Consider the following 23711-nt stretch of genomic DNA (forward strand, 5'->3'; position numbering starts at 1 on the left):
TCGGGAGGTAACTTGTGATGCAAAAACAAATGAAATGGCCGCTAGTCCTGTTTGCCATAGGGGTATTTATGGCTGCGCTGGATAATGGGATCATCACCTCTTCACTGACCACCTTAAATGCATCATTTGGTGTGTCGCCAACATGGGGAGCATGGACGATTACGCTTTACACGCTTGGGCTTGCGGTGAGTGTACCTATTGCAGGCAAACTGTCGGACCGTTATGGTCGCAAGAAACTATTTTTGATTGAAGTGGCGTTGTTTGGGATCGGGTCCCTGCTTGTCGCGCTGAGCACATCGTTTACCTTTTTCCTGATTGCTCGTGTCATTCAAGCTTTGGGCGGTGGTGGGATTTTTATCATTGCCAGCTCATATGTATTAAGCAAGTTCCCGGCGGAGCGACAAGGTACAGCCTTGGGTCTGCTGGGAGGGATGAATGGTGTTGCCGCTATCTTGGGACCCAATGTCGGTGCTTTTATACTGGATCTGACTGGCAACTGGCATTGGTTATTCCTGATTAACGTGCCTATCGCCATTCTGCTATTCATAGCAGGTATTCGATTTATTCAGGAAGAGCAGGAACTGAATCGTGCAGCAGTGGACTGGAGCGGTATTGCTGTCCTAACGTTGGGTGTACTCAGTTTAATGTATAGCTTTAGCAATCTGGACGGTGTGAACATGCTTCAAAGCCTGGGATCACCGATGTTCTACGGCTTTTTCTTGGCAGGTGTGATCATTCTGGTGCTCTTTTACTTCATGGAAAAAAGGCTAGAAGGATCTGAACGTGAACCTGTTGTATCGACACAGCTTCTGGGCATTGCGTCCTTTCGCTGGACGCTGTTGATTGCCTTTTTCTCCGGAGCCATTCTGGCCTCGGTGATCTTTATTCCCGGATTTGTTGAGCAATATCTCGGCGTATCCAATACGGCTTCCGGGTACTGGTTTACTCCGCTTGCGCTGGCATCTGGCATCGGGGCAGGTGGAGGTGGATACCTCGTTGACCGCAAAGGGCCGATCTGGACGTTATCGGTTGCGGGGCTGTTATCTGCCATTGGATTCCTGCTGTTCCCGCTATGGGTGGAGCATATCTGGCAATTTGTCATCGCGAGTACACTCGTAGGTATCGGTTTCGGCATGATGCTTGGTGCGCCAGTTAACGTACTTGTCACGGAACAGGCGGGGGAGAACAACAAAGGCATCGCGGTAGCGACCAGTTCGTTATTCCGCCAGATGGCGATGGCTATTGCACCTACGATTTTCGCTGGATTCCTGGCACGTTCTTTCATTAATCTGGGGTCCAACATTCAGGCAGGATTCGCTGACAAAGGAATTCAGGTGCCTCCGGAGATGCTGGAGCAATATGCATCGGGTGGAGCAGCAGGGAGTGATGTCTCCAGTCTGACAGAGGGCCTGTCCCAGATTCCTGATGAAGGCATCCGTGATGTGTTGCTCCAGGCAGTGCATCAAACGACAGGGCAGGGTTATAATGGCCTTTTCTGGTCTGCGGTGGTATTCAGTGTGCTTACGCTGGTAGCTGCGCTTATAACGGGACGTCTGCGTCAAAAAGAGAAAAGCCAACATGTGGAAAGTATATCCACAAACTGATTCGATAACGTTAGAAATGAAGAGAACAGTGTACCTTTTGTAGCTAAAAAGGAGTCGCTGTTCTTTTCAATTTAACCGGATTGTAACTTTTCTTGCTCTCGCAATGATTACAATAGAACGAGCGTAAGCGGTGTCTTGATTCCAGAGAGAGAAAACTTCAGAGAACACCGAGTCACAAGACATCTCAGACGTTTAATTGGTATTATGGATTATCATTTCGATAGTGAAGAAGGAATCGATGGATGAAAAGCAGAACTAAGGATAAGAAGAAGAAAAGAAGAAAAGGCCTATATATAACGCTCGTTTCGCTTGTTGTTTTGTTAATCGGAGGGTATTTGTTCCGTCAGCAGCTGGCTGTAGCGGCATTTGATCTGTTTCTCGCCGGTTCGGTAGAAGATCAGTTATCCCGCTCTTATGTACCGCAAGAAGGCAACAACACGCCTGATCCAACGGTATACCGTAAGGAACCATTCTCCGTGTTACTGCTCGGTTCGGACAAACGCGCCTATGAGAAGACGCGTGGACGTTCGGATACCGTCATCTATGCTGTAGTACGTCCGAAGGAATCCCGTGTGCTTCTGGTATCCATTCCACGTGATACGTATGTGCAGATTGTAGGACGGGATGCCAACAAGGACGGCGAAGATGATTATGATAAGCTGGCGCATGCCTATGCTTTTGGTGGGGAGAATATGTCCATCAATACCGTGGAGAAATTTCTTGATGCTGATGTGGGTTATTATGCAACGATCAACTTCGACGGAATCAAAAAAGTGGTTGATGCGCTTGGTGGTGTAAAACTGCCAATCGATGAGGACATTGTGAACAAGAATCCGGATCACGTGCAATTCACGATTGAAGGTGGTAAGCCGATCTATGACGGGCAGGAAGCACTGTATTATGTAAGATACCGTGAGGATAGCGATTTTAATCGTACCAAGCGGCAGCAGATTTTCCTGAACGCGATGGCGAATGAGATGCTGAATTTGAATCAAATCGCCAAAATTCCGGAATTGATTCAGATCATGGGAGACAGCTTCCAGACGGATATGCGAGCATCTTTCATTATTGATCTGGCCAAACAAGTGCTTACTCAGGAGAAACCGCAGATTTCAAGCTTCACCATTCTGGGTGAGGGGATGAAAAAAGACGGTATCTATTATGGTCAGGCTGACGAGAAAGATGTCCAATATGCCAAAGAGCTGATTAACAACTGGATGGATCAATCGACCCCAGCCGGTGAAGTCATGATCCCTGACCGGCAAAAGATTGAATAACCAATTCCATACCAATGATGTGTTGTAGACCACAATCAGCAGTACGTTTATTCGCGGGCTGCTGTTTTTTTTCTTTGTATTGAGAACTATTATCCTTTTGGAACATCCTGCGTTCTGATCCGTATAATATAAGTTGAGCGAGATAAGTTGAACGAAGAAATTCACAAGGAGGATACACAAGGGTATGAACATCGCATTTTTTTTGCTACCCAAACAAGAGGTTACGTGCGTGACGTCGGATTCTACGCTGCGGCAAACGTTGGAACGGATGGAATATCATCGTTTTACGGCGGTACCCATTTTGAATAAAGAGGGCAAATATATTGGTACGGTTACCGAAGGCGACTTACTGTGGTATATGAAGAATGCCGAGGGAAAGATTTCATTTGAAAACGCTTCAAAGTTCTTGCTCAAAGATGTTCCCCTTCGCTTGGATATTAAACCTGTATCCATTAACGCCAACATGGAGGACCTGATTAATCTGGCTAAAGTTCAGAACTTTGTTCCTGTGGTCGATGATATGGATCGGTTCATCGGTATTGTCAGACGGAGTCAGATTATTGAGTACTGCGAGGGCATTGTAGCCAAAGAATCGATCAAGGCTAAGTAAGGCTGTTACGAATTTAAACATTATTGTGTCATGAGGGATAATCACAGCCGTCCGGTATCATGTTAAACTTAAGAAGTCCTGAACCAGGGGCGCATTCGAAGTTTTTTACAAATATATAGGTCGATAGGATGTACGGAGGACTCCGCATAAGTACCTGACATCAGTTTCGGAGAACTTCTCCGTTTTTTGGGGTAATTTTGCGGGCCCTCTTTTTATGCTATAATCGAGAATAAAGCTTTTTCGGGGGAGAGTGACTTTCGCCAATATGCCTAAAGAACTGGATGTAGCCAAACGCGCTAAAGTGATTGAATGGCTGAAAACCGAAGTGCTTGATCAGGTATCCCGATTATTCAAGGCGTTATGGGAAGGCAGTACAACTCGAATCGGGGACAGTCTTGCCAGTTTGATTATGAGTAGTTACATATTGGGCCGCAGGCTCGGTATTCCTTTCAAGGATCTGGATGCACTGCTAGTTGAGAAGTTGAAAAAGCATAAACAGGAAGGTCACCAGCTTGAAGACTGGTACCAGGATATTTCCGCGCTAGAAGATCATATGCGTAAGAGGTGAATTTGTTGAAATTTAGCTTTAAATCAGCTGTTTGGAGCGCAGTCTATCTGCTCTTGCTACTTTCGCTGTTAACTCCTTTATCGGTACTTGCCATATTTTTTATGATGATTCCGGGAGTTATTTTGTATGCTTCATTATCTTTAAAATCATTTATATGGCATCTCGTTCCAGTAGCCGTTATTTTGGTCGTATTCCACCCCATCTATCTGTTACTACTGCTCATCTTCACCCTGCCTGCAATCGTTATGGGTCACGCGTATAAAACACGCAAATCGGCCCTGTTCGCCCTGATGGCGGGAAGTGGCATGATGTTGGCAGAATACTTGTTGTTGCTCTTGGTCGGCAGTGTCATTTTCCAATTCGACCTGTCCAGTTATATTGAAGATGTGGTCAAATTGACCATTGAACCGTTAACCAATACATCGAATCAGATGATCAACGGATTTGCATGGACACCTGAGATGACCGAGGATGTTGCCAAACAAACACAGCTTATGATTCCGTTTGCTCTCGTTGTCACGTCTATGGTAATGGCCTTCATTACACACGCCATTGCTCGTCCGATTCTGAACGTGATGGGTGTGGTGGTATCGAAGCTTCCACCAGCGAGAGAATGGCGTATGCCGCGTGCGTTGATCTGGTATTATTTCCTTGCACTGTTGATCGAAGTGATCTCCAGACAAAGTGATGGAACATACTGGACCATGATTGCCATGAATCTGTCGCCGCTAATTAATCTGGGCTTCATGATTCAAGCGATCGGTTTCTTCTTCTTTCTCTCACATACAAAGAAATGGAATCCGGTTATACCATATTTCCTGGCGGCAGCGGTCTTCTTCATTGGTCCGCTTCGGATTATCGGAATTATCGATCTGGCGTTCCCGCTTCGTGAGGCAATATCGAAATCAAAACGATAGGGTGATGAGTCATGCCTAAATTTCTGAAGAAACGCTGGCACGGCTACTATACCGTATGGGCGTTCATACTGCTGCTGTTGCTCGTTATGTTCGTTACCATTTATAACTGGACGCTTGGTTTGATTAGTCTGATACTGGCTTCGGCGCTGGGAATCGTCATGATTAAGGCGGAGCTCGCGTTCCGCCGTGAGCTTAACGACTACATTAATGGCCTTTCTATTCGGATCAAACGGATGGAGGGGGAAGCGGTCAGCATGCTTCCATTCGGAATTGTGCTGTACAGCGAAGATCGTACGGTAGAGTGGCATAACCGCTTTGTCGCGGAGATGTTCCAGGAGAAGACAATGGTGGGTAATCCGCTACTTAATTTGTTTCCCAAACTTCCCCAGCCTAAAGAGAAGAAGGATGGGACGAAGGAACATTCATCCAAGGAGTTGCATGACGAATTCCAGTTGGATGATCGGCATTATGGAGTTATTCATAACCCGCAGGAGCGGTATGTATATGTATACGAGATTACGGAGCTAGCCATTCTTCGTGATAAATATGAAAATGAACGCCTTGCATTGGGAATTCTCGTTCTGGATAATCTGGACGAGGCTGCCCAAGGCATGGACGATCAACAGCGTACAGCACTGATTGCCCGTGTGACTAGCGAGATTACGTCATGGGCCAAGCGGTACGAAGTGTACCTGCGCCGTCTGTCTTCTGATCGTTATCTGTTGATGCTGAATCATAAGTCTTTGCAGGAGCTGGAGCAGAGCCGATTTGTCATATTGGATGAAGTTCGGGAGATGACTGCTGACCTCAAAGTGCCAATGACACTCAGTGTTGGACTGGCGTTTGGATCGGATAGCATCAGTGAGATGGGAGAACTGGCACAGTCCAGTCTGGACATGGCACTTGGACGTGGTGGTGATCAGGCTGCCGTGAAGTCCGGACAACGCCTGTCTTTCTATGGCGGCAAGTCTAACGCAGTGGAGAAGCGGACACGGGTAAGAGCCCGCGTTATTGCGCACGCGCTGCGTGATCTCATGCAGGAGAGCGACCGGGTGCTCATCATGGGGCACAAAATTCCGGATATGGACGCGATCGGCGCATCCATCGGAGTGTGGAAAGCGGCCAGTCTGTACAATGTGGAAGCCCGAATTGTACTGGATGGAATTAATCCATCAATTGAACGTATGATGGAGCAAGTGAACAAGGACGAGAAGTTGTCCAAAGCATTTGTATCACCGGAACAGGCAACCCAGATGATGACCGAGCACACGTTGCTGGTGGTGGTGGATACACATAAGGCATCCATGACCATGGAGCCGAAACTGGTACAGTCTGCTACCCGCGTGGTAGTTGTGGATCATCACCGCCGGGGCGAAGAGTTCATCAATGACGCAGTGTTGATCTATCTGGAGCCTTATGCGTCCTCTGCTGCCGAATTGGTAACCGAACTCTTGCAATACATTCATGATAAGGTACAATTCACTCCGCTAGAAGCTACGGCTCTACTTGCCGGGATTACGGTGGATACGAAGCATTTTGCACTGCACACGGGGTCCAGAACGTTCGAAGCGGCAGGCTTCTTGCGCCGTAGCGGTGCGGACACCATTATGATCCAGCGGTTGATGAAAGAGGATCTGTCAGAATATATTGCTAAGGCAGAAATCATAAAGCATGCTAAAATGGTATATGGAAACATTGCGCTGGCGGTCACAGACCCTGGTAGCAAGATTTCACAGATGATGATCGCCCAGGTGGCGGATACATTGCTGAACATGACTGATGTGGTCGCTTCATTTGTGATTAGTGAGCGTCCGGATGGACTGATTGGCATCAGCGCGAGATCGCTGGGGCGCATGAATGTCCAAGTTGTCATGGAACGACTGGGCGGTGGCGGACATTTGACGAATGCTGCCGTGCAGCTTGAAGGAACGCTTGGAGAGGCAGAAAAACGGCTGACGAACGTACTGGCTGAAATCGAAAAGGAAGAGGGGCTGTTCGAATGAAAGTCATTTTTATAAAAGATATGAAGGGTCAAGGCAAGAAAGGGCAAGTGAAAGAAGTATCTGAGGGTTACGCACAGAACTTCCTATTGCCACGGGGAATCGCACGTCTGGCAACAGACGGCAACATGAAGACGCTGGACAACCAGAAGGCGGCTGAAGAAAGACTCAAACAGGAAGAGAAAGTGGAAGCGGAAGCACTTGCGAAAAAGCTGGAAGCAGAAGTAACTGAACTGAAAGCCAAGTCCGGCGAAGGTGGTCGTCTGTTCGGCGCCATTACTAGCAAACAGATCGCAGAAGCTTTGTCTAAAAAGGGTCTGAAAGTAGACAAACGCAAAATTGAGCTGGACGAGCCTATTCGTACACTCGGCGTAACACAAGTAACTGTCAAGGTTCACCCTGAAGTGAAGGCAACCTTGAAGGTACAGGTAACGGAAGAGTAAGATGGGCGGAGAAATGTTATTCGACCGGATTCCCCCGCAGAACCTGGAAGCCGAACAGGCCGTGCTGGGTGCAATCCTGTTGCAGGGCGAGGCCCTGATTACAGCGATGGAACGGGTGCAAACCGAGGATTTCTATGATAAACCCCATCAATTAATCTTTGAAGCGATGATCCAGCTTGGTGAGGGAAATCAACCGATTGACCTTGTTACACTGACTTCGCTTCTGAAGGATAAAGGTGAGTTGGAGGACATCGGGGGCGTTAGTTATCTGGCTAAGCTAGCCCATGGTGTACCTACAGCCGCGAACGTAGACTATTACGCTCAGATTATCGAAGAGAAATCGATGCTGCGTCGCCTGATTCGTACGGCAACACAGATCGTGAGCGAAGGATATACAGGCGGAGAAGATGTTGCAGCGATGCTCGGAGAAGCTGAACGTCGCATTCTGGAGATCTCCAACCGTCGCTCCAGTAGTGGTTTTATAGCCATACAGGACGTACTGATGGAAGTATTCGATCGTGTGGAAACACTTCATCAGAATAAGGGTACAACGACAGGTATTCCGTCCGGGTTTATCGATCTGGACAAGATGACTGCCGGATTCCAGCGCAGTGACTTGATCATTGTAGCGGCCCGTCCTTCCGTAGGTAAGACGGCCTTCGCCCTGAATATCGCTCAGAACGTAGCCATTCGGGCCCAGGAGACGGTAGCCATCTTCAGTCTGGAGATGTCAGCTGCCCAGCTGGTGCAACGTATGATCTGTGCGGAAGCCAACCTGGATGCCAGCGTAATGCGTATGGGTGACTTCAAGGGTGATGAAGACTGGCAGAAGCTGACGATGGGTATTGCAGCTTTGTCAGAAGCCAACATCTTCATAGATGATACGCCAGGGATTACCGTAGCGGATATTCGTGCCAAATGCCGTCGTCTGAAGAAAGAGAAAGGCCTTGGCATGATCCTGATCGACTATCTTCAACTGATTAGTGGACGTGGTAAAGCAGGGGAGAACCGTCAACAAGAGGTATCCGAGATCTCACGTACACTGAAACAGATTGGCCGGGAACTGGAAGTTCCGGTTATTGCCTTGTCCCAGCTGAGCCGGGGTGTAGAGCAACGTCAGGACAAACGTCCGATGATGAGTGACTTGCGGGAATCGGGTTCGATCGAGCAAGATGCCGACATCGTAGCGTTCCTGTACCGGGATGACTACTATAACCAGGAGACCGAGAAGAAAAATATTATCGAGATCATTATCGCTAAACAGCGTAACGGTCCGGTAGGTACGGTGGAACTGGTCTTCCTGAAAAACTTTAATAAATTCGTCAATTACGAGAGGGCGCACAATGACGCCTTCGCGATGTAACGGGCAGGTGCTGACGACTTCGATCAAGAAGCCAGAATCGTCTGTCCCGAAGATCAACCATTAGAGCAACTGAACGCAAACATGTGTTATAAATACCAGATATAGATTCACATTGAAATGGGTATCCTTGAACCGGTGATAGCAGTCAAGCAAGCTTGGACTGAAGTCTCCGGTTTTTTGTGTTGAAATAATGGGTAAATCCCGAACATTACGGTTGTACTATATCTAATTGTTCGCCATTTGATTTGACTTTGAAAAAGGGTACTGGTACACTAATACTGCTGCGTTAAAGCAGCGCAAACCTTCCCTTGAATGTAACGGAAGGACATTTTTACTGTCCGTTAGCACGCTTCTCAGTCGGTTTATTGCGTAACATGCCTGCCGGGATAGAGGACGGACAGACCAATACAAAGGTGCGCAAGGCACCCACGGAGGAATGTTAACTATGTCAACGGTAGTTGTAGTGGGAACGCAATGGGGAGACGAAGGAAAAGGTAAAATCACGGATTATTTGGCGGAGAGCGCTGATGTGGTGGCTCGTTATCAAGGTGGTAACAATGCGGGTCATACAATTCTGATTGATAACAAAAAATATAAACTGACGATGATTCCATCAGGGATTTTCTACACGGATAAAGCGTGTGTGATTGGTAACGGAATGGTTATCAACCCGAAGGCACTCATCGAAGAAATTAACTATATTCATGACAATGATTTTACAACGAAGAACCTGTCCATCAGTGAGCGCGCACATATCATCCTGCCATATCACATGGTATTGGATGCACTGGAAGAAGAGAGCAAAGGTCCGAACAAAATTGGTACAACTGGCAAAGGAATTGGCCCATGTTACATGGACAAATCAGCCCGTATTGGTATTCGGATGGTTGACCTGCTAGATGCTGAAGACTTCGAACTGAAACTGCGTCATCTGGTCAAAGAAAAGAACCGTGTCATCGAGCAAGTCTATGGCGGCCAGCCTGTTGATGTGGAAGAGATTCTGCAAGATTACCTCGGATATGCTGAAATTCTGCGTCCTTACGTACGTGATACATCGGTTGTTCTGAACGAATATATTGATGAGGACAAAAAAGTATTGTTTGAAGGTGCACAAGGCGTTATGTTGGACCTTGATCAAGGAACTTATCCATTTGTTACATCATCCAATCCGTCCGCAGGTGGCGTATGTATCGGTTCTGGCGTAGGCCCGGCTCGTATTCAACAAGTCATTGGGGTAGCGAAAGCTTACACAACCCGTGTAGGAGATGGCCCATTCCCTACGGAATTGCATGATGCAATCGGTGACCAAATCCGTGAGACTGGACATGAGTACGGTACGGTAACTGGACGTCCACGTCGTGTAGGTTGGTTCGATAGTGTTGTTGTTCGCCACGCGCGTCGTGTCAGTGGAATCACAGGTCTGTCCCTGAACTCTCTGGACGTAATGACAGGTCTGGAAACCGTAAAAATCTGCACAGGATACAAATTCCGCGGCGAGGTCATCACACACTATCCGGCAAGCCTCAAAATGCTGGCAGAATGTGAAGCGGTATACGAAGAGATGCCAGGCTGGAGCGAAGATATCACTGGAGCGAAGAAACTTGAAGACCTGCCAGTGAACACACAGAATTATGTAAAACGTGTTTCCGAACTGACAGGCATTCCAATTGCCATCTTCTCAGTTGGTCGTAACCGTGAGCAAACAAATCAAGTTCTTCCAATCTACGAGTAATCGAAGAAATAGAGAGATTGTTTCTTGAATTATAAAATAGGATCCTCTGCCGACTTAGGCATGTTGAGCCTCCAGTTGTTGCTTTTATAGCGATGACTGGAGGTTTTTTGTATTTTTTTCGGATATAATCCCGAGATTTCCGTCAATACTGGTTAACAGTAGAGTCACAGACCCCAGCATGCGTATGCTAGACGGGTGGGATAATCGGAGGGAGAGAACGGAATGAAGTTGCTTGTGTGGTTTGTTAAAATCGTGCTAACCGTGTTGCTGGTCAGTTCACTGACACTGCTCACGACCGGATTAATTGTACAGTCATATGCGAAGTCGCTACTCGCGAGTTTCAATATTCAGTGGGAGGGTCAACCCATGGGGTTAACCGCCATGTTCCAAGGTGCCTTGGGTGGTAAAACCAGCGAGGGTAATAAATCAGGAAATGGGACGACAGATCAGCCGACAGGAGCGGACGAAGAGCAGGTTCCGGAAGATGCTGTTTCAGTTATGGGGAATGGAACGGAGAGCGGTCAATCTGGCGTAGATGCAGGCAACAATGCGTCCCAAGGAAGTGGCTCAGGCGAGGGCACAGGGGAAGGTTCAGGTACAGATACGACCGTAGGATCAAACTCAGGCACAAGTGCAGGCAATGGGACGGATACGGGCACGGTTAATGACTCAGGAACAGATCAGGGTAGTGGTTCGGCTTCAGGCAATGGAACCGGAGCGGCCAGCGGCGGTGCTTCTTCAGGCAATGATGCCATTGTTGTATCACCGGATGACATTACAGGAGCGAAGGACAAGCTGCCAGCAGAGGAGAAAGAAAAAATCTTTAGCCTGCTCATGAATAAGCTTCCACAGAAGGAAATGCAACAGATCTCAGGTGCCATGGAAGGTGGCCTAACGGAACAGGAATTACGTGAGATTGAACAGGTGATCTCGAAGTACCTGACCAGTGAAGAGTACGACAACCTGATGGAAGTACTGCAAACAGAATAGGATGATAGGCAGGCAGGGAAGACAGGTGTGCTCATAGACGTATCGCCTGATTCATAATGTAATGGACTTGTCGAGGATGATTGAATATAATTTATTTATATAAATTCTGGAAATGCCTGTAGGAGGGAAAAGTGTATGAAATATAAAGGTAAAGAACACGACATATAAAAACGTTCAGGCAACATTGCAGAAACCTCCAGTCCAATTCGTGGACCTCCGTTCATGGGTGCTTTCAAGAGATCCGATGGACTTGTGTTTATGAATACACTAATTGGAGGTTGTATTGAACATGAACTTATATCATTCTAATTCAGAACCATCAGTAAAAGAGTTTGCCGAGGCGACGAAAGAGCGATACGAGCAAGGGCTGCAAGAGGCGGACCAGCCGTTTAGTGGCTGGGATTTTAGCTATGTAACAGGGAGTGGGCGACTCCAGAGCGGAATGTTGCCTTGGTCATATGGAACAATGGCGCGCCGATTGTTGAATCAAACAGAACGAATGCTCGACATGGGGACTGGTGGAGGAGAGATGTTGTCCAGACTCCATCCCCTTCCTCCATACACATGTGCGACCGAAGGCTATCTCCCCAATATACCGATTGCAGAGGAACGTTTACAGCCGCTCGGTGTGAAGGTGTTTCCGGTGACTGATGATTCGCATCTTCCTTTCGCAGAAGGGGAATTTGATCTGATTCTTAATCGACATGAGTCGTATGATGAGCAGGAAGTTAGGCGGATTCTATCGGTAGGGGGACTGTTTCTTACTCAGCAGGTAGGTTGGTCAGATTGCCGGGAGATCAATGATCGGCTCGGCATTCCTATGCCAGCGGATTACGCTGGATGGGAGCTGGATCGTGCTGTTCTTCAGCTGGAACAGTGTGGATTCCGTATTCTAGAGCAACGGGAAGCAACTCCCGCGCAGCGTTTCTATGATATAGGGGCACTGGTATATTATCTAAAGACCATACCGTGGCAAGTACCTGATTTCAAAGTGGAATATTTCTGTGAGCCGTTAATGGATATTCATATGGAGATGGAGCACAATGGATTCTGGGAAGTACAGCAGAAGCGATTTGTAATTCTTGCAGTCAAAGAATAGAGACATAAAAGTTAATTTCTATTGTGGCATGAGATGAAATCCAGTTTAAGATAAACCACAAACAGGTTGTTTACGTAATCCCTTATCAGAGTTGATCTGGTGAGGGATTTTATATGTATTTTTATGAAAAATAAAGCATATTTCACTGGGTCTTAGAACCTAGTCTTAATTTGCGAACAAAAGTACATAGTACAGCGGATGTTGAGGCATAATGGGTGATGGACCAGCCGTACTATCTTATGGATAATTCAGGGAAAGCAAGCGGGGCGTGGCTTTGCGGTGTGACGTGTAGAGTTGAAATGAGTGTAAAACCTGTGTTAAAGTATACGGGTGTGATAAAAGGTTAAAATTTTGACACTTTTACGAGCGCAGCTAAAGTCCTGATTTTGCGGACACCCAATACAAGTATCAACGAGCATGGGACAGACACGATGGGTGATGTCTTGACAGAAATGCGAACTGAGAAGTGCTGAAAAGGAGAGAATCATGAAAGGTTTCAGAGGCATACGCCAACCGGGCAAAGACCGGGTACACGAACAATCCGGGGAACACCGGACGGCCGAAGACAAAAACAACATGAGCATGTCCACCTTCAGTGTGAATAAGAAGCGCGTTCTGGCCTCGCGCAAATGGATCATTACAGCAGCATGTGGTGTATTCATCGCAGCATCGCTTGGGTTCGCAGGCAAACAATATGTTACTGCAAACACCGTACCGTACTATAAAGTAATGGTTAAAGGTAGCGAGATGGGTACCATTGCAGATGAGGCACAATTACAACAACTATTTACAGACAAAACTGAGGAATATCAACATAAATATCCGGATGCAGAGATGGTGCTGAACACGGATGGCATCACAACCGAAACGGTAAGAGCGTACAAACCTGAAGTGAACAGTGACGAGACGCTGGACAAACTGGGTGACATGCTGACAGCCTACGCCAAAGGTGTGGAGCTCAAGGTAGACGGTGAAATCATTGGTATTGTGAAGGATCAGGCAACAGCTGATGCAATCCTGGAACAAGTGCAGAGTAAATACATATCGGCATCGGCTGTGCGAAGTTCGCTTAAGACGAAGTCGGTATCGGCTAATTCCTCGAAGAAAGACGAGGGGCCAAGCACAACCCTGAAGTCGGTAGGCATCAAGGAAGATGTAGCGACAGATGTGGTGAAGGCTGATCCAAACAAAATATGGGATGTGTCCGAGGCGGTTAAAGCTTTAACCGTTGGTAAAGACGCGCCTGTAACTTATGTGGTTCGTGAAGGAGATACAATCTCTTCGATCGCTGCCAAGTATGAAATTACACAAAGCGAGATTCGCCAGCATAATCCGGGCATCAAGGAAACGTCACTTCAAATCGGAGACGAACTGACCTTGACTGTTCCAAAACCGGCGGTAACCGTTAAATCGGTTGAGCAGGTTGTTGAACAGATTGAGATCAAACCACAAGTGGAAGTGCGCAAAAGTGCCGAGTTGAAAGCTGGTACAACAAAAGTCGTGCGCCCAGGACAAAGTGGCTTGAAAAGCATGCAGTACCGTATAACGAAAGAAAATGGTGAAGTGGTTCAGGAAGAGTGGCTTGGTCAGGAAGTGATTAAAGCAGCTGTAACTGAAGTAGTCCTTAGCGGAACAAAAGTTGTTGGTGAGGGCACAGGTGAATTTGCTTGGCCGGTATCAAATGCAACGATGAGTAGCAGCTTTGGACAACGTTGGGGTCGCCAGCACAAAGGTGTCGATCTGGTAGGTAACCGCGATGTGAAAGCGTCTGATGAGGGTGTAATTACTTTTGCAGGACAGAAAAGCGGTTATGGTAATGTCATCATTATTAACCACCGTAACGGATACGAAACACTGTATGGACATTTGAACAGCATTGGCGTTAAGGTTGGACAAGTGGTTGAAAAAGGCGAGAGTATCGGCGTTATGGGCAACACGGGTCGTTCGACTGGAACACATCTGCATTTTGAGATTATTAAGAATGGAACGGTAGAAAATCCGTTAACGTATTTGAACTAATATAGAGCTTAAGTGGAGCAAGGTTAGCTATAATGCTGGCCTTGTTTTTTGCTGCTGTAAAAAATTTTCAGATGAAAGACCTTCCAAGCCCCTGATCGGGATGTGACGGTGCTTCAGGTATGTTAAACTAGAGAGTATAAACAACAAACTAGAGAAACAAATCAAGTAGGCTTGGTACAAGCTAAACATAGAAGAGAGATATAAACGCTAATGCGGATTAAGCAGGATATAGGGGTGAACTTAGCCGATGCAGGGGAAGATTTTGGTGGTGGACGATGAACAGCCCATCGCGGACATTCTGAAGTTTAATTTGGAAAAAGAGGGGTACGAGGTCATCTGTGCATTTGATGGCATTCGTGCGGTTGAACTGGCGTTATCCGAGAAACCGGATCTGATGCTGCTGGATCTGATGCTCCCGGGCAAGGACGGTATGGATGTCTGTCGTGAGGTGCGCGCTCATCTGGAGATGCCAATCATTATGCTTACCGCCAAGGATGGCGAGATCGACAAGGTGCTTGGTCTGGAGCTGGGTGCGGATGATTACGTGACGAAGCCATTCAGTACGCGTGAGCTGCTTGCACGGGTGAAGGCACAGATGCGCAGACGGCAAAAGCTTGCGATTACGGCAGAAGCGCATGAAGACGAAGAGAAGCAGGTCATGCGGCTATTTGATCTGGCTTTTGATATGGACATGTATACGGCTTATAAAGGCGGAGAACCGCTTGATCTGACCCACCGTGAATACGAACTTCTCTATTATATGGCGAAGCATTCCGGCAAGGTTATGACACGGGAACATCTGCTGCAAGCGGTATGGGGATATGAATATTTCGGTGATGTACGTACCGTGGATGTCACGATCCGTCGTTTGCGTGAGAAGATTGAGGAGAATCCGAGCAAACCGGAAACGATTCTGACTCGCCGCGGGCTCGGTTATCTCGTGCGCAGTGCCAAAAGCGTGGGGATATAATGGGCCGATTCGCGCGATTTTCGTTCTTCCGAACGATTCAGGCGAAATTGATAATTATCTATGTACTGCTGATTCTGATTGCGATGCAATTGATCGGGGTTTATTTTGTGAGCGCGATGAAGAACTCACTAACGAGCAACTTTACGGAAGACTTGCAGGCGCGTGCGGAGATGCTGTCGGTTCTCGTGGGGGAGACGATGGCTGGTGGAGAAGCAGAGGCTGGCGAGGACAAAACGGAAAATCTGCGTGTGCTGGTGAACAACCTGTTCAACATTAACGGTGCCGAGATTCAGGTGCTGGATGCCAGCGGCAAAGTACTGACGACCTCGCTAAGTTCACATTCGGACTATGTCGGGCGCAAAAACACCCAGACCGTCGTCAGCCGTGCGCTGCAAGGCATTCGGGACAATGAGGAATATATCGTGGACGAGGATAATGTTCGCAAAAAGGTCGTTGCCAAGCCGGTGCTGTCCGGCGGCAAGATCATTGGCGCGGTCTACATCGCGGCATCCATGAACGAGCTGTATTCCACGATGGAGGGAATCAACAAAATTTTTATCTCCGGCATTCTGATTGCCTTGGTGTTAACGGCGGTGCTTGGCGTGATCCTATCTCATACGATCACGCAGCCGATTAAGGAAGTGACGCGGAGAGCGACAGCGGTCGCAGAAGGTAACTTTGATCAGCAGACACCTGTATTTGGCACGGATGAGATTGGTCAGCTCAGTCGGGCTTTTAACTATATGACCAGCAGGCTTCGAGATGCACTCTCCCAGAATGAAGAGGAGAAGGAGAAGCTGACCTCCATTCTGACCAATATGAGTGATGGTGTAGTGGCTACGGATGAGTACGGTAAAGTCATTCTCGTAAACCGTCGTGCCAGCAGCATTCTGGGTATGCATCCTGCGGATATTGAAGGAAGACACTTCGCTATATTACTCGGCATTGATCCGGAGGATGCGGAAGCTCTCGCGAGTGGTTTCACAGGTTCAACGTTGCTGCAGATTGCACCTGCAGGACAAGAAGAACCTGTGGTCATTCGGATGACGTTTACACCGGTTCACCGGCGTGAACGGGGGATCACGGGAACGATTGCCGTACTTCAGGATGTTACTGAGCAGGAAGAGCTTGAGGCATCCCGGCGTGAATTCGTAGCTAATGTATCCCATGAACTGCGTACACCACTGACCACGATCAAGAGTTACGCGGAAGCACTGGATGACGGTGCACTGGAAGATCCGCAGCTTGCCGGTCGTTTCGTGGGTGTTATTCAGAACGAGACGGAGCGAATGATACGACTGGTTACGGATCTGCTGCATCTATCTCGGCTGGATTCCAAAGAGGCCATGCTACGTAAACAGCCAACTGACATTCTGGAAATGCTGGAGGAAGTGACGGATCGATTCTCGTTCCAGATGCATCAGAAGGATATTCAGCCTGTGCTGTCTGTAGAGAATGATATTCCGGCTGTTCCGCTGGATCGGGACCAGATTGATCAGGTGCTGGATAATGTCGTATCCAATGCGCTGAAATATACATTGGAAGGCGGCACCATTACGATTGCGGCTAGACGCAGTGATGAACACGCACTTGCCATCTCGGTATCGGATACCGGAATGGGTATCCCACAGCGCGATTTGGATCGCATTTTTGAGCGGTTTTATCGGGTGGACAAGGCTCGTTCCCGCAGTATGGGAGGCACAGGGCTAGGACTGTCCATTGCCCGGGAAATTGTGAAGGCACATGATGGTAGCATCTCTCTGGAGTCTGAAGTAGATGTGGGAACGACAGTAACGTTCACACTGCCGATGCGTGAGAAAGGGGGTGAGCACCGTGAAGGAACGGATTAAATCCTTGGTGCTTGCTGCCCTTGTTGTAGCCAGTCTGGTTCAGAGTTATTTTCTGATCTACCGTTTGCCCGGAGGCGGGGATTCCATTGTGACGTCAGAAACGAACTATGTGAAGACGGAAAATATGGGTCAGGAACGAAATATTGAAGAATTGATCTTCCCTGATCAGATGATTATTCATCTGGGTGAGGATAAACATACGGTGTTTTACCCTGGCAATACATTCTATCAGTTAATCTATTCGCGGTTACAGGGGCGGGCGTTCGATGATTTTCAGCGCCGCAGTGTGCAATCGGTGAACTGGGATCAGATTCGCAAGGAGAACCCTGGGTTTGAGCTATCGTTCAAAGAAGGTATTCCCGTAGCATTGTTACAGCGGGTGATGAGGCTTGGGACGGATTCCTTGTTCCAAGGGGAGACCATTAACCGAATCTCGATCTATACGTCCAAAAATGAAACGAAGGCCCATGCGCTGTTCTTCAGCGCCAAGGGAGACGTGGTATACGAAGCAACGCAGGCGGACCTTACAGTACAAGACGTGCAGCAGCATGTTGACTTCGGTACGAACTGGACGCCATATACGCTGATGGATGGCGGGTATTATATCCCGGCCGAAGCTCTGGAGACGATTGAGGCAGATGTGCCGACAGGGCAGTTCACGGTTGAGCAGATGCAGCGTAGTCTGTTCTTCGATCCAAGCATGACCCGGAATATTCGGGAAAAAGACGGATCTGAGATCTACACGGACAGTAAACGTAGTTTGCAGGTAAAACAGGAGCAACGCTGGATCAGCTACACCGATCCGGCGGCACCGCCTGCGGGACAGATTGATCCTGCGAAGGATGCGTTGTCTGCAGTTGATTTTGTGAATCAGCATGGTGGCTGGAAAGGCCGTTCGCGCATGATGCTGGAGACCGCCGACATCAAGACGCAGCTTGAATTCCAACAGTATTATGGTAGCTATCCGATTATGGATTCCATGCAGTTCCGCTTTGGCACGATCAGTATGGAGATGCAGCAGGAGACGGTATCCAGCTATGAGCGATCACTGGAATACCTGAACGAAGGTGCAGAGACGAAGAAATCGGTAAAGTTGCCTGGCGGAGACAAGCTGAAGGCTCTTATTAAAAAGGTAGCAGGTGAGAATCGCCAGGTCGTGGACGTGTACCCGGCGTATCGTCCTTCTTCGATTGAGGACGGACTTAAGCTGATTCCGGTATGGGTGATCCGCTTTGGAAACGGGGAGGAAACCACCGTTTCTTGATAGGTTATAGTCTTTGAACCAAAGAGTAGCTGTACTTTATCACTACGCGTGCAGAATAACCTTCCGATCGCTGTTACCCCCAGATTTCTTGAATTCCCTTTTAACACGGGAGAAATCTGGTGGTAAAGGCGAACGCTCCGCTTCTTCAGGTTATTTCTGCCCTCTCCGTTATCGTATAGCTTTAAGTTCAAAGGCTATAAACGGCCAGTTCCGGTGGAAGGTGTAGGCAACTTGAGAAAGTATTGCAAGCAGCTAAGTTAGGGGGGGATGTTTTGGATTGGGGACGGGCGAAAAATGTGTTGATCTATGCCTTTCTGCTGCTCAATCTGGTGCTGGGATACCAGATCTGGATGGATGCGCGGGAGACGGCCGGAGCCAATCTGGACTTCACCTCACTGGCAGATAATACACAGCAGGCGATGGAAGAGAAGGGCATTCAGGTGCTGGCTCCGATTCCAAATGAAACGCCAAAGCTGCCAAAGTTGTCCTATGAGTTCATTGAAGAGGACAAGGCTGGCGTGGATATGGAACTGGAACAGCCTGTAGATAGCAAGTTAATCTTCTCTCAAAGTGAGCTGGAAGATGCATTAGAGCGTGAGATTCCACAGATCGGGACATACCGGCTGGATCAGTTGATGGCCGAGGATGGGGCTTTTGTGCTTCACCCACTGGTGGATGGCAAATGGCCGCTCTTCAATGTGAGTCTGGAGCTATTCTACAGCGACCAGAAAATAACGGGTTACCGTCAGACTCCAGTGCGGATTACGACCGCAGAGGAGAGCGATCAGCAGGTGCTTCCGGCGTCGAAGGCGCTGGGAACGCTGATCGAGAACTTTTTGCCAAATGATGCAATTGTCAAAGATATTCAGCTGGGCTATTACGGCCAGTTGTTCAATTCAGATATACAGGTAGCGATGCCGGCATGGCGGTTCGTGCTGGAAAGTGGCGAAGTGTTGTACGTGCAGGGCATCAGTGGGGATGTTTTCAGTCCCAAGACAGACAAACCAGGGGAGTAATGCGTTATGGGGATATATTTTACCGTGTTATCCAGCGGTTCGACAGGTAATGCCACAGTCATACAACATGGGGGTACCTCTCTCATGATTGACGCGGGTCTTAGTGCGAAGCGATTGGATGCACTGTTTCAGGAAAGGGAGATTTCTGGGGCAGAATTGGACGGGATTCTGGTTACACATGAACATTCCGATCACATTAAAGGACTAGGCGCGATGTCTCGGAAATATAATTTACCAATCTACGCGAATCTGAATACGTGGGCGGCACTGGAGAAGTCGGTTGGGGCGATTCCAGAGGAAAACCGGAGGGTATTTGAGACGGGTGAAAAGCATGATTTTGGTTCACTGCGCGTGGAATCCTTCGGGATCTCGCATGATGCGGCTGAGCCGGTAGGTTATACGTTCGATGATGGTACGGAGAAGCTGTCTGTTGCAACGGATCTCGGGTACATGAGCGACAAGGTTCGCGATGCCATCTCTGATTCTGACGTGCTGGTGCTGGAGGCGAATCATGATGTCGAATTGCTGCGTATGGGGCGTTATCCATGGAACACCAAGCGCCGGATTTTGAGCGACATTGGGCATTTGTCGAACGAAGCGGCAGGTGCAGCGCTTAGTGAACTGATGAACGGACGCATCAAGCGCACGTATTTGGCACATCTTAGCCGAGATCATAATATGATGGACTTGGCAAAAATGTCGGTGCGCGACGCGATGGAGAGCCGTGGATGCTTTTATCGGGACCATGAGTTCAAACTCTGTGATACGTATTACGACCGTCCTACGCCATGGGATAGGGTGGGTGAGCCATAAAGCTGTCCAGTTCGGCGGCTTTGCGCTCGACTTCCTCGCGGGTTAGGATGCCTTTATCAATAAGTAGTTCAATGATGGTGCTGAGTGCAAGGGTATTTCGATAGTGTTCTTCCTTGAGATCGGCCAGCTTGGCCGCCATATGAACTTCATCCATGGCTGTGAGTGTACGTGTGCGATCCATATATATCCTCCTCTATGAAGCTTCGAATTGTCTTTTACTATTATTGTAGTCAGGCTTGATGGAAAACATTCCTCTTTTTGCCGCTAACATTTGTGTGATGAGACGTGTATGCTGAACCTGTGACTATGCAAGGGTGAAAAAGTTCTTCAAATTTGCCAAAATGGCGCTTAGCGGACCGGATTTTGTGGTGATAGATACTATGGACCTTTATTGTTAAGCGCGTTATAGCGGAAATTTGCTTTAATTTTCGTAAATATGCAACTTTTTGTGATTTGACGTGTTTAGTATATGAGGAGCATTGTGATTTTTGCTGTTTTGCGTGTGAAATGGCATGTCATAGAATGCGAGAGCATGATTGATAGAGTCACTGACAGAATGGCGTGTCCGTTCTGTTGTACATAGACGCTGTATCTTGATTTGATGCCGGGATGCGGCGATATGCAAGACCATTTTTTAAAATTGCAAAAAAGCATGGGAAACCGTTGGAGTCTTCACGTAACGAAGACGACAGAAGAAACCTGAAGAAACAGAGTGTTCGCCTTTAGGAACAAATTTTTACCTTGGAAGAGGGGATCAAAAAAATTTGTGAGTAACAGCGATCGGAAGGTTCGTCTGTTGGCGGAGTGGTGTATGTGAGAACTCCATCGTTGAACCATGCGACAACTTAGGCGGCAGTCAGGGTCTTGATGCGTGACAACGAAGGGGAGAGGATCACGATGGGATTGTTTGGAGACGATTTTTATTCAACCAAAGTATCAAGACGCGCCGAACCTGAACAGAAAGGCAAACTTCAGATCATACGCCCTGGAGGCAGAGCACGTGGACGTGACCGCTGGAGCAATCCGCGCAGATCGCGTACGGGAATCAGTTCCACAGTGAAGGTAGCTGTGATTAGCTCGGTGATCAGCTCCATCGTGACCGTCATGCTGTTTAGCTTCATCACACAGCCTGCTTCGTTACCGCTGGCTAATGCTACAGGTAATGGTGGTGGAGGCGGTGCACAGACAGCGCAGGCAGCTGATCCATACGACCGGATTATCCAGGCAGCAGCCCATGTTCGTCCTTCCGTGGTGAGCATTGTGAACCATAAAACGGGTAGCAGTCTATCGATGGAAGATTCGGCGCTGGGCTCAGGGGTCATTTTCAAGAAGGAAGATGGCAAGGCCTACATTATGACCAACCACCACGTCGTGGAGGGTGCGAGTGATCTGGAGATTGTGACCGTAGATGGGGAGACACATAAAGCGAAGCTGGTCGGTAAAGACCGTGTAAGTGACATTGCTGTATTATCCGCAGAAGATAAAGGGCTGGGAGCAGTCGCGGAGATTGGCGATTCCAGCAAACTTCAGCGCGGTCAAACGGTGCTGGCGATCGGGAATCCGCTCGGTCTGGGCGGTACGCTGACATCCGGTATTGTCAGTTACACGGATCGTATTCTACCTGTATCGATTAATCAGGACGGAGTGTACGACTGGGAGCAAAACGTGATCCAGACGGATGCGGCGATTAATGAAGGTAATAGCGGCGGTGCTTTGGTCGATTTGAACGGCAAAGTGGTCGGCATCAACACGATGAAAATCTCGGATACGGGCGTTGAAGGTCTTGGCTTCGCGATTCCGATGAACGAAGTGATGAAAACGGTAGATTCCCTGCTACTGAACGGCAAAGTATCTCGTCCATACCTGGGCGTGTACACGGTCGATCTGAGCAACCCTTATGCACCACTGGATGACGAGCAGCGTAAGGATCTGAAGCTGCCATCTCATGTGGACAGCGGTGTGGTTGTGCTGGAAGCATCCGGTCCGGCATCCGAAGCAGGTATGAAGCTGAATGATGTCATTACGGAATTTGACGGGCAAAAAATTACCTCCACGCTGGATCTGCGGAAGTATCTGTACGATGAGAAGAAGATTGGAGATACCATTGAAGTGACCTTCTACCGGGATGGCAAAGCGGAGAAAGTATCAGTTAAGCTGACGGATAAACCGGAGTAAGGGAAGATCAACGAGCGAGCCCATACTGTTGCGTGGATTGAAATAGGGAATGCTAGAAGAGTGATCAGATCAACTGACCACTCTTTTTTAGTTGTTATGGGTGGATGTGCTCGTTCGACAGTAAATGAGTAGATCAACCATTTTTATATTCTCATGATCAGTTAGACCCGGAGCCAAAGGAGCAGATACATAAGACTAGGGCTGTGGTAAACTGTTGTCAATATGTTGGAGACGGTCGCTGATGCAATAACATCTGTTTGTCGATCTGATTTTATTTCAGAATGGAAGGGGTATTTTTGATGAAACATTTGAAGAAAAAGATGCTTGGGGGAACGAGCTTGGCGCTGTCGCTGTTTGTGCTGTCGGCCTGTGGATCTGAGGTAGCTACGACAGGAGCATCTGTAGATACAAGTGCTCTGCAAGAGAAGATTGCAGGGCTTGAGAAGAAACTGGTGGAGCAGGGAGCCAAGAGCGTTGAGCAGGAGCAAAAGATCGCAGCACTTGAGACCAAGTTGAATGAGTTGAGTACAAGTGTGATTGCGGTAGGTGAGGCTGGTGGTCAAACGCCTGTAACATCGGGAAACAACGGATCGGCTGGGAAAGGCGATGGGGTGCTGATTACCTTTGCCCAGTATGAGAAGCTTGAGGTTGGCATGTCGGTGGGAGATGTCATCGAGATCCTCGGCGGCGAAGGTGAAGCGCTGAGTGAAGCGGAGAATATGGTGGTTTACAACTATAAAGGCACAGCCGGCAATGGTGCCAATGCTGTTATTGCTTTTCAAGGTGGCAAGCTGTTGACGAAAGCGCAGTCGGGATTGAAGTAAAATTAGTATTGGACATGAAGAGTATGAATCTTTGGAATAAAGCGTATTACAGGGTTAGGGGAAGTTAAATGGGGGCCAATCAGAAAATTCTGGTTGGTTTTTTTGTTGTTTTGATAAAGTCTGTGAGTAGCGGAAAAGTTATTAGAAGTAGATTTTTTGAATAAATATCTTGACAGT

Annotated in this window: 20 protein-coding genes; 19 read left to right on the forward strand and 1 reads right to left on the reverse strand. The window is 48.0% G+C overall.

Annotation, left to right across the window (positions count from 1 at the left end; genetic code table 11):
* Nucleotides 1-17: 17 nt before the first annotated feature.
* The 17 genes from CXK86_RS04155 (at nt 18) to CXK86_RS04235 (ending at nt 20535) form a co-directional block, all read left to right on the forward strand.
* Nucleotides 18-1604 carry an MFS transporter gene (locus CXK86_RS04155; RefSeq protein WP_101313488.1) on the forward strand — a complete coding sequence of 529 codons (1587 nt, stop codon included), beginning with the start codon at nt 18-20 and terminating at the stop codon, nt 1602-1604.
* Nucleotides 1605-1846: 242 nt separating this feature from the next.
* Complete coding sequence (locus CXK86_RS04160) at nt 1847-2881, forward strand: LCP family protein (protein WP_036671869.1); 1035 nt, start codon at nt 1847-1849, stop codon at nt 2879-2881.
* Between the two features lie 184 nt (nt 2882-3065).
* Nucleotides 3066-3491, forward strand: coding sequence for a CBS domain-containing protein (locus CXK86_RS04165; protein WP_017691444.1), 426 nt, complete (start codon nt 3066-3068; stop codon nt 3489-3491).
* A 265-nt stretch (nt 3492-3756) separates the two neighbouring features.
* On the forward strand, nt 3757-4059 hold the full coding sequence (locus tag CXK86_RS04170) for a MazG-like family protein (RefSeq protein WP_017691445.1): 303 nt from the start codon (nt 3757-3759) through the stop codon (nt 4057-4059).
* The gene (locus CXK86_RS04175) at nt 4056-4976 is read left to right on the forward strand and encodes a DUF2232 domain-containing protein (RefSeq protein WP_243391271.1); all 921 of its coding nucleotides are present in this window, start codon (nt 4056-4058) and stop codon (nt 4974-4976) included. The genes CXK86_RS04170 and CXK86_RS04175 overlap by 4 nt, the downstream gene beginning before the upstream one ends.
* A gap of 11 nt (nt 4977-4987) precedes the next feature.
* The gene (locus CXK86_RS04180; protein ID WP_076252179.1) at nt 4988-6979 is read left to right on the forward strand and encodes a DHH family phosphoesterase; all 1992 of its coding nucleotides are present in this window, start codon (nt 4988-4990) and stop codon (nt 6977-6979) included.
* Nucleotides 6976-7419 (forward strand): 50S ribosomal protein L9, encoded by a 444-nt coding sequence (gene rplI, locus CXK86_RS04185; RefSeq protein ID WP_076252177.1) that lies wholly within the window; start codon nt 6976-6978, stop codon nt 7417-7419. Before CXK86_RS04180 ends, rplI begins: the two co-directional genes overlap by 4 nt.
* A gap of 1 nt (nt 7420) precedes the next feature.
* Entirely contained in the window at nt 7421-8782 is a 1362-nt protein-coding gene (gene dnaB, locus CXK86_RS04190; RefSeq protein WP_036611922.1) for a replicative DNA helicase, read from the forward strand.
* Between the two features lie 445 nt (nt 8783-9227).
* Complete coding sequence (locus CXK86_RS04195) at nt 9228-10514, forward strand: adenylosuccinate synthase (protein ID WP_036671866.1); 1287 nt, start codon at nt 9228-9230, stop codon at nt 10512-10514.
* Nucleotides 10515-10736: 222 nt separating this feature from the next.
* On the forward strand, nt 10737-11504 hold the full coding sequence (locus tag CXK86_RS04200) for a hypothetical protein (protein ID WP_076252175.1): 768 nt from the start codon (nt 10737-10739) through the stop codon (nt 11502-11504).
* Nucleotides 11505-11793: 289 nt separating this feature from the next.
* On the forward strand, nt 11794-12603 hold the full coding sequence (locus CXK86_RS04205) for a class I SAM-dependent methyltransferase (RefSeq protein ID WP_256720066.1): 810 nt from the start codon (nt 11794-11796) through the stop codon (nt 12601-12603).
* A gap of 486 nt (nt 12604-13089) precedes the next feature.
* A complete protein-coding gene (locus CXK86_RS04210) occupies nt 13090-14622 on the forward strand; it encodes a peptidoglycan DD-metalloendopeptidase family protein (protein WP_101313489.1) in 1533 nt (510 codons plus the stop codon).
* 247 nt (nt 14623-14869) lie between these two features.
* Complete coding sequence (gene yycF / locus CXK86_RS04215; protein WP_017691453.1) at nt 14870-15592, forward strand: response regulator YycF; 723 nt, start codon at nt 14870-14872, stop codon at nt 15590-15592.
* Complete coding sequence (gene walK, locus CXK86_RS04220; protein ID WP_076252173.1) at nt 15592-17442, forward strand: cell wall metabolism sensor histidine kinase WalK; 1851 nt, start codon at nt 15592-15594, stop codon at nt 17440-17442. The genes yycF and walK overlap by 1 nt, the downstream gene beginning before the upstream one ends.
* Complete coding sequence (locus tag CXK86_RS04225; RefSeq protein ID WP_076252171.1) at nt 17426-18706, forward strand: YycH family regulatory protein; 1281 nt, start codon at nt 17426-17428, stop codon at nt 18704-18706. Before walK ends, CXK86_RS04225 begins: the two co-directional genes overlap by 17 nt.
* Nucleotides 18707-18978: 272 nt before the next feature.
* Entirely contained in the window at nt 18979-19722 is a 744-nt protein-coding gene (gene yycI / locus CXK86_RS04230; protein ID WP_036612041.1) for a two-component system regulatory protein YycI, read from the forward strand.
* Nucleotides 19723-19728: 6 nt separating this feature from the next.
* Complete coding sequence (locus CXK86_RS04235) at nt 19729-20535, forward strand: MBL fold metallo-hydrolase (RefSeq protein ID WP_036671861.1); 807 nt, start codon at nt 19729-19731, stop codon at nt 20533-20535.
* Here the strand turns inward: CXK86_RS04235 and CXK86_RS04240 are convergent.
* Nucleotides 20504-20716 carry a hypothetical protein gene (locus CXK86_RS04240; protein ID WP_036611899.1) on the reverse strand — a complete coding sequence of 71 codons (213 nt, stop codon included), beginning with the start codon at nt 20714-20716 and terminating at the stop codon, nt 20504-20506. The two genes, CXK86_RS04235 and CXK86_RS04240, sit on opposite strands and share 32 nt — an antisense overlap.
* Nucleotides 20717-21432: 716 nt before the next feature.
* Here CXK86_RS04240 and CXK86_RS04245 point away from each other — a divergent pair.
* Entirely contained in the window at nt 21433-22710 is a 1278-nt protein-coding gene (locus CXK86_RS04245; protein ID WP_036611896.1) for a S1C family serine protease, read from the forward strand.
* Between the two features lie 299 nt (nt 22711-23009).
* On the forward strand, nt 23010-23534 hold the full coding sequence (locus CXK86_RS32510) for a hypothetical protein (RefSeq protein WP_051449799.1): 525 nt from the start codon (nt 23010-23012) through the stop codon (nt 23532-23534).
* The last annotated feature ends 177 nt before the right edge of the window (nt 23535-23711 follow it).

This window comes from Paenibacillus sp. BGI2013, from assembly GCF_002843485.1.
Taxonomy (GTDB): domain Bacteria; phylum Bacillota; class Bacilli; order Paenibacillales; family Paenibacillaceae; genus Paenibacillus; species Paenibacillus amylolyticus.